General features: G+C 53.7%; 9 protein-coding genes. 6 read left to right on the forward strand and 3 right to left on the reverse strand.

The genetic code is table 11. The features are described 5' to 3' along the window. Window positions 1-21 precede the first annotated feature (21 nt). The 3 genes from J1778_RS02950 (at window position 22) to J1778_RS02960 (ending at window position 3,053) form a co-directional block, all read left to right on the forward strand. Window positions 22-573 (forward strand): NAD(P)H nitroreductase, encoded by a 552-nt coding sequence (locus J1778_RS02950; RefSeq protein WP_217171914.1) that lies wholly within the window; start codon window positions 22-24, stop codon window positions 571-573. A gap of 223 nt (window positions 574-796) precedes the next feature. After that, on the forward strand, window positions 797-2,746 hold the full coding sequence (locus J1778_RS02955; protein WP_217171915.1) for a DNA topoisomerase III: 1,950 nt from the start codon (window positions 797-799) through the stop codon (window positions 2,744-2,746). Then, window positions 2,739-3,053 (forward strand): DUF1496 domain-containing protein, encoded by a 315-nt coding sequence (locus J1778_RS02960; protein ID WP_217171916.1) that lies wholly within the window; start codon window positions 2,739-2,741, stop codon window positions 3,051-3,053. Before J1778_RS02955 ends, J1778_RS02960 begins: the two co-directional genes overlap by 8 nt. Window positions 3,054-3,158: 105 nt before the next feature. Here the strand turns inward: J1778_RS02960 and J1778_RS02965 are convergent, their stop codons facing one another. Beyond that, the gene (locus J1778_RS02965; protein WP_238484539.1) at window positions 3,159-3,560 is read right to left on the reverse strand and encodes a pyrimidine (deoxy)nucleoside triphosphate diphosphatase; all 402 of its coding nucleotides are present in this window, start codon (window positions 3,558-3,560) and stop codon (window positions 3,159-3,161) included. Continuing rightward, window positions 3,560-4,369, reverse strand: a complete 810-nt coding sequence (gene xthA / locus J1778_RS02970; RefSeq protein WP_217171930.1) for an exodeoxyribonuclease III — start codon at window positions 4,367-4,369, stop codon at window positions 3,560-3,562. Before xthA ends, J1778_RS02965 begins: the two co-directional genes overlap by 1 nt. A gap of 266 nt (window positions 4,370-4,635) precedes the next feature. Between xthA and tyrR the strand changes: the two genes are divergently transcribed. Then, window positions 4,636-6,210, forward strand: coding sequence for a transcriptional regulator TyrR (gene tyrR / locus J1778_RS02975; RefSeq protein ID WP_217171917.1), 1,575 nt, complete (start codon window positions 4,636-4,638; stop codon window positions 6,208-6,210). 84 nt (window positions 6,211-6,294) lie between these two features. On the opposite strand, the gene tpx is transcribed toward tyrR, so the two are convergent. Then, complete coding sequence (tpx, locus tag J1778_RS02980) at window positions 6,295-6,798, reverse strand: thiol peroxidase (RefSeq protein ID WP_217171918.1); 504 nt, start codon at window positions 6,796-6,798, stop codon at window positions 6,295-6,297. 136 nt (window positions 6,799-6,934) lie between these two features. Between tpx and ycjG the strand changes: the two genes are divergently transcribed. Next, window positions 6,935-7,912 (forward strand): L-Ala-D/L-Glu epimerase, encoded by a 978-nt coding sequence (gene ycjG, locus J1778_RS02985; RefSeq protein ID WP_217171919.1) that lies wholly within the window; start codon window positions 6,935-6,937, stop codon window positions 7,910-7,912. A 133-nt stretch (window positions 7,913-8,045) separates the two neighbouring features. Then, window positions 8,046-9,680 carry an ABC transporter substrate-binding protein gene (locus J1778_RS02990; RefSeq protein WP_217171920.1) on the forward strand — a complete coding sequence of 545 codons (1,635 nt, stop codon included), beginning with the start codon at window positions 8,046-8,048 and terminating at the stop codon, window positions 9,678-9,680. Window positions 9,681-9,710 lie beyond the last annotated feature (30 nt).

Genomic DNA, 9,710 nt, shown 5'->3' on the forward strand with positions numbered 1-9,710 from the left:
AATTATTCTCAGGAGATAAAAATGGACGCTTTGGACTTGTTACTTAACCGCCGTTCCGCTTCCCGTCTGGCTGCTCCTGCGCCAGCAGGCGAGGCGCTGCAAAACATCATCAACGCCGGTATGCGCGCGCCAGACCACGGTGCCCTGCAGCCATGGCGTTTTGTGATTGCAGAGAATGACGGACTGACCCGTTTTAGTGAAGTATTGCGCGCTGCCGCGATTAAAGACGGAGCCGATGAAAAAGCCATCGAGAAAGCCACGCAGGCGCCATTGCGTGCTCCGCAAATCATTACCGTAATAGCGGCCTGTAAAGAAAGTCCGAAAGTGCCGCAGTGGGAACAATTACTTTCCGCCGGTTGTGCCGTTCACGCCATGCAGATGGCCGCGCTGGCGCAGGGTTTTAACGGTATCTGGCGTACCGGTGCATGGACTGACCATCCCGATGTGCGCAAGGCCTTCAGGTGTGGTGAGAACGATAAAATCGTCGGTTTCCTGTATCTCGGCACACCGCAACTTAAAGCGAATTTGCAGGTGATCCCGACCGACAGCACCCCTTTTGTGACTCATTTTTAAAATTCGCACGTTCGTAAATTAACCGGTTTTCATCGGCGTTTTCCGATAAAACCGGTTTTTGCTGCCTATTTGAGCGACCATCGCTGCGGATCCTTCTATCCGTCTTACTAATTGCGACGCCAGCGGCTAACATAGCCACCTCTGCATGATGAGGACGTAGTGAAATGAAGGATGGGATAATGGAAATCTTTACAGCGATCACCCCGCAGGCAGGTACGGCCTGATGCGTTTGTTCATTGCGGAAAAACCCAGCCTTGCCCGCGCCATTGCGGATGTCCTGCCAAAACCTCATCGCCGGGGCGACGGGTATATTGCCTGTGGCAACGATCAGGTCGTCACCTGGTGCGTCGGCCACTTACTCGAACAGGCACAGCCCGATGCCTACGACAGCCGCTTTGCACGCTGGTCGCTGGCAGATTTACCTATTATTCCTGAAAAGTGGCAGCTTCAGCCGCGTTCTTCCGTCGCCAAACAACTCAATGTGATTAAACGCCTGTTGCTCGAGGCGACGCAGGTCGTCCACGCCGGTGACCCGGATCGTGAAGGACAGTTGCTGGTGGATGAAGTGCTGGATTACCTCGAACTGACACCGGAAAAACGTCACGCGACCCAGCGTTGTCTGATTAACGATCTCAACCCGCAGGCCGTGGAACGTGCCATTGAGCGCCTGCGTGACAACCGTGACTTTATCCCGCTGTGTGTTTCGGCACTGGCCCGCGCCCGTGCCGACTGGCTTTACGGCATCAACATGACCCGCGCTTATACCATTCTTGGCCGCAACGCCGGTTACAACGGCGTGCTGTCGGTGGGACGCGTGCAGACACCGGTGCTCGGGCTGGTGGTGCGCCGCGACGAAGACATTGAAAATTTCGTGCCGAAAGATTTCTTTGAAGTGAAAGCACATATTGTCACGCCTGCCGAAGAGCGTTTTGTGGCGCTGTGGCAGCCAAGCGATTCCTGCGAGCCGTATCAGGATGAAGAAGGGCGTTTGTTGCATCGTCCGCTGGCTGACCACGTGGTGGCGCGTATTGCCGGACAACCGGCGATGGTCACCGGCTATAATGATAAACGTGAGAATGACATTGCACCGCTGCCGTTCTCGCTTTCTACATTGCAGATTGAAGGCTCGAAAGCGTTTGGTCTGAGTGCTCAGCAAATCCTTGATATCTGTCAGAAATTGTATGAAACGCACAAATTGATTACGTATCCTCGTTCGGACAGCCGATATCTACCAGAGGAACATTTTGCCGGTCGTCACTCGGTCATCAATGCCATCGGCGTTCACCGACCCGATCTGATGCCGCAACCGGTCGTGGATACCGACATACGCAACCGGTGCTGGGACGATAAAAAGGTTGATGCGCACCACGCGATTATCCCGACGGCGCGCAGCAGCAATGTGAATCTGACCGATGACGAACGTAAGATCTACGGTCTGGTGGCACGCCAGTATCTGATGCAGTTTTGCCCGGATGCGGTGTATCGCAAATGCGTTATCGATCTGGATATTGCGGGTGGAAAGTTTATTGCTAAGGCACGTTTCCTGGCAGAAGCGGGCTGGCGTACTTTGCTGGGCAGTAAGGAACGTGACGAAGAAAACGAAGGTACGCCGCTGCCGGTGGTCGCCAAAGGTGACGAACTGTTATGCGAGCGCGGGGAAGTGGTTGAGCGACAGACTCAGCCACCGAGGCCGTTTACCGATGCCACGCTGCTTTCAGCCATGACCGGGATCGCGCGTTTTGTGCAGGATAAAGAACTGAAGAAAATCCTGCGTGCGACGGATGGTCTGGGCACTGAAGCTACGCGTGCCGGGATTATCGAACTGCTGTTCCGTCGTGAATTTTTGTACAAGAAAGGGCGCTATATTCATTCCAGCGATACCGGACGCGCACTGATTCACTCGCTGCCTGATATTGCCGGCCGGCCGGATATGACCGCTGACTGGGAATCAACGCTGACGCGAATCAGTGAAAAGAGCTGCCGTTATCAGGATTTCATGCAACCGCTGGTGGCGACGTTGCAGAATCTTATCATGCAGGCCAAAACGAACCGGGTGTCTTCGGCATTCCGCAGTCTGCCTTCCAAACCGGCAGGTGCTGCAGCGAAAGGCAAAAGCGCCCCTAAACGCCGTAAAGCGAGCACTAAAGGGAAGGAAGCAAACAGTGATGAATAACGTATTGGTGAAAAATGTGCTGATAGCGTTACTGGCCGGTTCAGCGCTGCTGTCTGCACCGGCGATGGCGAACCGCAGCAATATCGGTAACGGCGCGGATGTCGTCGTGCCGCTGCCGCCGCAAATCTGGGAGAACAGCGGCACCAATAATAACAGTGCGCCGACCTGCCACAATTGCTGTATCTACAACAATCAGAGCTACAGCGAAGGCGCGGTGGTGACGGCTGACAGCGTGGTGTTGCAATGTTCACGCGACCCGAACGTGGTGGGCACCAATGCACTTAAATGGGAAGTGTTGAAGAAATAATGCTTTCTTAATACTTCTGATTTTCTCCATACTTCTGATAAAGATAAGGCGCGGACTGTTTCCAGTTCCGCGCCTTTTTATTTGCCAGTTCGTTAGCCATCACCGCTATGCGGCGAATTTAGTCAGGTACGCCTCGATTAACGGAATATCCGCAGGTGCCAGATCAAACGACAGCACGTCGGCGGGTGCTACCCAGCGGATTTCGGAGTGACACTGTAACGTAATCGTTCCTGTAAATCCGCTAACCCGCCAGCCATGCAGACGAATCAGCCTGGCAGGTTGCTGTAACTGGCTGGTCGCGATGAACTCTTCTACCGTGGCCGTGATACCCATTTCTTCCTGCAATTCGCGCACTAATGCACAGGGCTGACTTTCCCCGGTTTCCACTTTCCCGCCGGGGAATTCCCATAAACCGGCCTGATCGCTGGATGCATCCCGACGGGCGAGCAATAATTTGCCCTCGCGTTCAATCAGGGCGGCAACCACGTCAATCGTTCTGATGGTCATTATTTCAGATCAAACGTCGCCCAGATTGGCGCATGGTCAGACGGCTTTTCCATGCCGCGAATGTCGTAATCGATGCCCGTCTCAATGCAACGTGCCGCCAGCGGCGTACTCGCCATGATGAGATCTATACGCAGGCCGCGGTTCTCATCGAAGCCGCGTGAACGGTAATCAAACCACGAGAATTTGTCGGCAGTTTCAGGGTTCGCAGCGCGGAAAGTGTCAATCAGGCCCCAGCCTTTCAGACGATCCATCCATTCACGTTCTTCCGGCAGGAAAGAACATTTGCCGGTGCGCAGCCAGCGTTTACGGCTGTCTTCGCCGATACCGATATCCAGATCGGTCGGGCTGATATTCACATCACCCATGACCACTACCGGATTATTCACGGACAGACTGGTGGTCAGGTAATCCTGCAAATCGCGATAAAACTTCTCTTTGGCCGGGAACTTGGTCGGATGGTCGCGGCTTTCGCCCTGCGGGAAGTAACCGTTGATCACGGTCAGAATGCCCTGTGGCGTTTGGATGTCAGTCATGATGATACGGCGCTGAGACTCTTCGTCATCCCCCGGGAAACCACGGCGTACAGCCACCGGTTCCTGCTTCGTCAGCATGGCAACGCCGTAATGGCCTTTCTGGCCGTGATAAAACACGTGATAACCGTACTGACTGACATCTTCCAGCGGGAACATGTCGTCATGGACTTTAGTTTCCTGCAAGCCGATCACGTCAGGCTGGTGTTGTTCGATAATTGCCGCAAGCTGATGTGGGCGGGCGCGCAATCCATTGATATTAAAGGAGACGAACTTCATAGTCGGGAACCATTTGGCGATGAAATCAGAAGCGCGATAGTAGCAGAAAAAGGGCGTAATGGCGAAATCGCGGTGAATGACCATCAGGTTTTATCAGCCAGAATAAACGTCTGCAAAAGCCAGGTGCCAGCCTGAAATTTATGGCAAATAGATTTCATTCGGCGAATTATTTTGTCAACTTTTCGTGACAGTCTCTTCTTCCTGTGTACATGAAAGAGTATTATGACTGCAGCGATTTCCGCACCGGCAGAAAAAGGTCAACACTGATGCGACTGGAAGTTTTTTGCGAAGACCGCCTGGGTCTCACCCGTGAACTCCTCGATTTACTGGTTTTACGCAGTATTGATTTACGCGGTATCGAGATTGCCTCGATTGGCCGCATTTACCTGAATTTTTCCCAACTGGATTTTGATACCTTTCGCGCCCTGATGGCTGAAATCCGCCGTATCGACGGTGTAACGGATGTCCGTACCGTGACGTTCATGCCTTCCGAACGCGAGCATCGGGCGTTGCGCGCTTTGCTGGTTTCCATGCCGGAACCGGTTTTTTCCATTGATATGAAAGGCAAAGTTGAGCAGGCCAACCCGGCTGCGATGGCCTTATTTGAACTCGATGAAGATAAAATCCGCAATGTGACGGCGGCGAACCTGATCACCGGTTACAACGTCACGCGCTGGCTGGAAAGTGATAATGCGCAGCCGCACTCCGAACGTATTGTGATCCGCAGTCAGGATTTCCTGATGGACCTCACGCCAATCCACGTTGACGATGAAGACGCTAAAGGCGGAATTGCCGGTGCGGTTGTGATGCTCAAATCGGCAGCCCGTATGGGCCGTCAGTTGCAGGATTTAACGGTTAACGACGACAGCGAATTCGACCATATCGTTGCGGTCAGCACAAAAATGCGTCACGTACTGGATCAGGCGCGCAAACTCGCGATGCTGGATGCGCCGCTGCTGATTGTCGGCGATACCGGCACCGGGAAAGATTTGCTGGCGCATGCCTGCCATGTGCGCAGCGCACGCGGTAAAAAGCCGTTCCTTGGACTTAACTGTGCATCGCTGCCGGATGACGTGGTAGAAAGCGAACTGTTTGGTTATGCCGCCGGTGCTTATCCGAATGCGCTCGAAGGTAAAAAAGGCTTCTTCGAGCAGGCAAACGGTGGTTCGGTGCTGCTGGATGAAATCGGTGAAATGTCACCGAGAATGCAGATCAAACTGCTGCGTTTCCTCAATGACGGTACATTCCGTCGCGTGGGCGAAGAACACGAGGTGAAAGTGGATGTGCGCGTGATGTGCGCCACCCAGAAAAACCTGGTGGAACTGGTGCAGCGCGGTGAGTTTCGTGAAGATTTGTATTACCGCCTGAACGTACTGAGTCTGACGTTGCCGCCGTTGCGTGAACGTCCTGCCGACGTCATGCCTTTGACCGAACTGTTTGTGGCGCGCTTCTCCGATGAGCAGGGAATGCCACGACCAAAACTGTCGCCACAGCTGGCCAATTACCTCACCCATTACGGCTGGCCGGGTAACGTACGTCAGCTCAAAAATGCGATTTACCGCGCACTGACACAGCTGGAAGGCGGCGAACTGCGACCGCAGGATATTGTTCTGCCGGACTTTGACGCAGCAGTGACCATTGGTGAGGAAGCGCTGAACGGTTCTCTTGACGAGATCAGCAAACGTTTCGAACGTTCCGTGCTGACCCGCCTTTACCGCACTTATCCGAGTACGCGAAAACTGGCGAAGCGTCTGGGCGTATCGCATACGGCCATCGCTAATAAATTGCGGGAATACGGCCTCAGCAGCCGTCGCGGCGAAACGGGCGAAAGCGAAGAATAATCTGCTTATCCGCAACGGTGCCCAATAAAAAAGCAACGGATTGCTCCGTTGCTTTTTTTCATCTGTTGCCTGTGAAAGCAGAAATTACTTCAGCACAGCCAGCGCAGATTCATAATCAGGTTCAGTGGTGATTTCGTTCACCAGTTCGCTGTACAGCACGTTGTCCTGACCATCCAGAACCACAACCGCACGGGCAGTCAGACCAGACAATGCGCCATCGGTGATGCCCACGCCGTAGTCAGATTTAAAATCACCGCCACGCAGGGTAGACAGCGTGACGACGTTAGACAGGCCTTCTGCACCGCAGAAACGTGACTGCGCGAACGGCAGATCAGAAGAGATGCACAGCACAACTGTGTTCTCGATTTCACCCGCCAGCTGGTTGAATTTACGCACGGAGGTGGCGCAGACGCCGGTATCAATGCTTGGGAAAATGTTCAGGACTTTACGTTTGCCTGCAAAGCTGCTCAGGCTGACATCAGAAAGGTCTTTTGCGACCAGGCTGAAAGGCTTGGCGACGTCGCCTTTTTGTGGGATTTTGCCCGCAACGCTTACCGGGTTGCTCTGAAAGTGTACTGTCTGGGTCATGATTATTTCCTATGTCCATTGGAGTCAAACGGCTTCCAGTTTAGGGTAACAATGCTATGTTGGATATAGATTATTTGTTAATTACTTGTATCTATTGATTGTATCCCACAGGGCGCATTTCACTATTGGAGACGCTATGAGAAGTGTTCGCTTTTATCCGGAAGCCTGGCCGCTACATACGCCGTTTGTGATCTCTCGCGGAACCCGCACCGAAGCCCGCGTTGTGGCAGTTGAAATTGAAGAAAATGGTATTCGCGGGATTGGCGAATGTACGCCGTATCCGCGTTATGACGAAAGCGAAAGCTCGGTAATGGCACAAATTGCCAGCGTGGTAACCGCCATTGAGCAGGGTGCCAGTCGCGAACGGCTGCAACATTTGCTGCCGGCAGGCGCTGCAAGAAACGCGCTCGACTGCGCGTTGTGGAATCTGGAATCTCAGACCCGCGGGCTGAATTTATGGCAACTGACCGCCACTGAACCACTGGCGTCGGTCAGTATGGCGCAGACCGTGAGCATTGGTACGCCGGAAGCGATGGCACAAGCCGCGCTGGCGCTGCAAAAGCAGGGCGCAACGTTGCTGAAAATTAAACTCGACGATCGTCTGATCGCCGAAAGGCTGGTGGCTGTGCGCGCTGCCGTTCCCAATGCTTCGCTGATCGTCGATGCCAACGAAGCCTGGCAAAGCGACGGACTGGCGGCTCGTTGTCAGTTACTGGCCGATTTAGGGATTCTGATGCTCGAACAGCCCCTTCCGGCGGGTGAAGATTCCGCGCTGGAGAACTTCATCCATCCTCTGCCAATTTGTGCTGATGAAAGCTGTCATACCATTGAGGGTTTGCCGGCACTGAAAAATCGTTATGACATGATCAACATTAAGCTGGATAAAACCGGCGGTCTGACCGGCGCACTCCTGCTGGCGCAGGCAGCCCGTGAGACGGGATTTGATATCATGCTTGGCTGCATGTTGTGTACCTCGCGTGCCATTCGCGCCGCACTTCCGCTCACCGCAGGCGCAAAATTTGTCGATCTCGATGGCCCGACCTGGCTGGCGCAGGATGTCGAACCCGCACTGAAGTTTCATTGCGGTGGCATTGATATCGCCGGTTCTGACTGAATTTTATCCCCTGCAAAGGCGGTTTTGTGCGCGAAGGCAAATCTGTAATGATTTCTTATAGGGGATTACGGCAGGTAATGATAAAACTCCTGAATGTTTCAGGGCGCAGCCCTTTGTCCGTTCAGGAGAATTTATGCCGCAGGGAAAATCATTTCCGCTTTTATCTTATTCCGCATGCGCCGCGCTGGTGGCACTGACTCTCGGTCAGGCTATTGCCGCTCAGGTTCCCGCCGGTACACAACTTGCCGCAAAACAGGAAATTGTCCGCCACATTAAAGACGAACCCGCGTCGCTTGATCCTGCGAAAGTGGTGGGTTTACCTGAGGCACAGGTCGCCCGTGATTTGTTCGAAGGGCTGGTGAATCAGGATGCGACCGGTAAAAGTGTTCCGGGCGTCGCCGAAAGCTGGCAAAACCAGAACAACCAGGTATTCCTTTTCACCCTGCGCAAAGATGCCAGATGGTCGAACGGGGATCCGGTCACGGCGCAGGATTTTGTCTACAGCTGGCAGCGACTGGTCGATCCTAAAGGTTCGGCGACCGGTGCCTGGTTCGCTGCGCTGGCCGGAATTTCTAACGCCGATGCCATCATCGCCGGAAAAATGCCGGTAGAAAAACTGGGCGTGACCGCCGTCAGCCCGACGCTCTTACGTGTCACGCTGGATAAACCCGTACCGTATTTTGTCAGCCTGCTGGCGAACTTCAGCTTGTTCCCGGTGCATAAAGCCACAGTGGAAAAATGGGGTGATGACTGGACCAAACAGGGCAATCTGGTCGGAAACGGCGCGTATGTGCTGAAAGACCGCGTGGTAAACGAAAAGCTGGTGCTGGAACCTAATCCGCATTACTGGGATCACGCGCACACCGTACTGACCAAAGTCACCTTCGTGCCGATCAACAAAGAATCCAGCGCGACCAAGCGTTATCTGGCCGACGACATTGATATCACGGAATCTTTCCCGAAAGACCAGTACAAAAAGCTGATGCATGATTTACCGGGCCAGGTTTACACGCCATATCAGCTTGGCACTTACTATTACGCTTTCAACACGAAGCGCGCACCGACAGACGACGCGCGCGTTCGCAAGGCGCTTTCCCTGAGTATCGACCGCAAAATCATCGCGGAAAAAGTGCTGGGTACCGGCGAAAAACCCGCGTGGCGTTTTACCCCCGACGTCACCAATGGTTTCAAACCGGCCGAAAGCGAACTGCAACAGTATTCGCAGGATGAGCTGAATGCACAGGCGAAAAGTCTGCTGGCGGCGGCAGGTTATGGTCCGTCAAAACCGTTGCATCTGACGCTGCTGTACAACACGTCTGAAAGCCATCAGAAGATTGCCATCGCGGTGGCATCGATGTGGAAAAAGACGCTGGGTGCGGATGTTAAGCTGGTGAATCAGGAATGGAAAACGTATATCGACAGCCGTAATACCGGCAATTTTGATGTGATCCGCGCTTCCTGGGTCGGGGATTACAACGAAGCGTCGACATTCCTGTCGCTGCTGACCTCCACGCATAATGGCAATATCAGCAAATTCAGCAATGCGGAATACGACAAAGTGATTGCCGATGCCAGCCGTGAAACACGCGAGGCACGCCGTAATGATGATTACAACAAGGCCGAGCAGATCATTGCCACAGAAGCCCCGATTGCGCCGATTTACCAGTACACCAACGGGCGTTTGATCAAACCGTGGGTGAAAGGATACCCGATCACCAATCCGGAAGACGTCGCTTACAGCCAGGAAATGTACATCATTAAGCATTAAAATTTCCGGCATAAAAAGCGCCCGCTGCAC

Origin of the sequence: Rahnella bonaserana (assembly GCF_019049675.1) — a bacterium.
GTDB classification, from domain to species: domain Bacteria; phylum Pseudomonadota; class Gammaproteobacteria; order Enterobacterales; family Enterobacteriaceae; genus Rahnella; species Rahnella bonaserana.

Coding starts and splice junctions, on each gene's coding strand:
- J1778_RS02960 (WP_217171916.1), top strand. CDS start 2,739: ATGAATAACGTATTGGTGAAAAATGTGCTGATAGCGTTACTGGCCGGT.
- J1778_RS02950 (WP_217171914.1), top strand. CDS start 22: ATGGACGCTTTGGACTTGTTACTTAACCGCCGTTCCGCTTCCCGTCTG.
- J1778_RS02965 (WP_238484539.1), bottom strand. CDS start 3,560: ATGACCATCAGAACGATTGACGTGGTTGCCGCCCTGATTGAACGCGAG.
- J1778_RS02955 (WP_217171915.1), top strand. CDS start 797: ATGCGTTTGTTCATTGCGGAAAAACCCAGCCTTGCCCGCGCCATTGCG.
- ycjG (WP_217171919.1), top strand. CDS start 6,935: ATGAGAAGTGTTCGCTTTTATCCGGAAGCCTGGCCGCTACATACGCCG.
- J1778_RS02990 (WP_217171920.1), top strand. CDS start 8,046: ATGCCGCAGGGAAAATCATTTCCGCTTTTATCTTATTCCGCATGCGCC.
- xthA (WP_217171930.1), bottom strand. CDS start 4,369: ATGAAGTTCGTCTCCTTTAATATCAATGGATTGCGCGCCCGCCCACAT.
- tpx (WP_217171918.1), bottom strand. CDS start 6,798: ATGACCCAGACAGTACACTTTCAGAGCAACCCGGTAAGCGTTGCGGGC.
- tyrR (WP_217171917.1), top strand. CDS start 4,636: ATGCGACTGGAAGTTTTTTGCGAAGACCGCCTGGGTCTCACCCGTGAA.